This window comes from Kitasatospora sp. NPDC057015 (assembly GCF_042673745.1).
Lineage (GTDB): Bacteria > Actinomycetota > Actinomycetes > Streptomycetales > Streptomycetaceae > Kitasatospora.
The window spans coordinates 1-1,132 of the sequence record NZ_JBHUSG010000133.1; the positions used below are offsets into that span (position 1 = coordinate 1).

The 1,132-nt window shown below is 59.6% G+C and carries 2 protein-coding genes and 1 pseudogene; all 3 read right to left on the reverse strand.

Features of this window, described 5'->3' with window-relative positions; translation table 11 throughout:
• Window positions 1–238, reverse strand: a pseudogene (gene rplC / locus ACFTWP_RS41555) (50S ribosomal protein L3); the annotation flags it as partial.
• A 178-nt stretch (window positions 239–416) separates the two neighbouring features.
• Window positions 417–728, reverse strand: a complete 312-nt coding sequence (rpsJ, locus tag ACFTWP_RS41560; protein WP_004199280.1) for a 30S ribosomal protein S10 — start codon at window positions 726–728, stop codon at window positions 417–419.
• Between the two features lie 287 nt (window positions 729–1,015).
• A partial coding sequence (locus tag ACFTWP_RS41565) for an elongation factor Tu (protein WP_080380372.1) occupies window positions 1,016–1,132 on the reverse strand: 117 nt, incomplete at its 5' end.

Sequence of the window (1,132 nt, forward strand, 5' to 3'; positions counted from 1 at the left end):
GGATTTCACCGGCTTCGACACCGGCTTTGGCGAGATGACCTGCCAGCGGCTTCGTCACGCGCGAGGCACGACGGGAGCCGAATGCAACCTGCACGGCCGTGTAGCCGTCGGTTTCAACAGTCTTGATCTGCGTCACGCGGTTGTCCGACACGTCCAGCACGGTGACGGGAATCGAATCCCCTTCCGCCGTGAAGATACGGGTCATGCCAACCTTGCGACCTACGAGTCCAAGGCTCATCATTTTCTCCATTCCCGACTGCGATTGGTCGGGGCTGATTTACAAAATGCCGGGCACGCAAGGCCCAACTTTTTTTGCGCGAATACGCGAAAAGCCAAGCATTATAGCCCGCCCTCGCGTTTTCCGCAAGCAATCAAAGACTTAGCGCCGCCCGGCAAGCCGACCGGCGCTGGAAGCCTTACTGCAGCTTGATTTCCACGTCGACGCCAGCCGGCAGGTCGAGCTTCATCAGCGCGTCAACCGTCTTGTCGGTCGGATCGACGATGTCCATCAGGCGCTGGTGGGTACGGATTTCGAGCTGATCGCGCGACGTCTTGTTGACGTGCGGCGAACGCAGGATGTCAAAACGCTGAATGCGCGTCGGCAGCGGCACCGGGCCACGGACGATTGCGCCAGTCCGCTTCGCGGTATCGACGATCTCGGCAGCCGATTGATCGATCAGACGATAGTCGAATGCCTTCAGGCGAATGCGGATTTTCTGTTGCTGCATGACGATTCCTTGGAAAGAGCGAGGCGATGTTGCATCGCCGGACACTAAAAGAACGTGAAACATGACGCCTGCGGGGAGCGAGACATCAGGTTCCGGACGGTACTTCCACTGCTAAGCCCGCGATTCTACACGAAATTCTGGAGCGATGGTGCGAGTTTCTCGCCCCGCGCTTTCGCGTGACGGAAAAACAAAACCGGGTGCCAGCGCAAGCTGGACACCCGGTTTCGGCGGTACGGACTGCATACCGCGGAATCGCGGACCCCGTCGGGATCCGCGGATCGTCGATATTACTCGATGATCTTGGCGACGACGCCGGCGCCGACCGTACGGCCGCCTTCGCGGATTGCGAAGCGCAGACCTTCTTCCATCGCGATCGGAGCGATCAGCTTCACCGTGATCGACAC

Bases quoted from the DNA above. Each gene is read 5' to 3' on its own strand.
- rpsJ (WP_004199280.1), bottom strand. From the start codon at position 728: ATGCAGCAACAGAAAATCCGCATTCGCCTGAAGGCATTCGACTATCGT.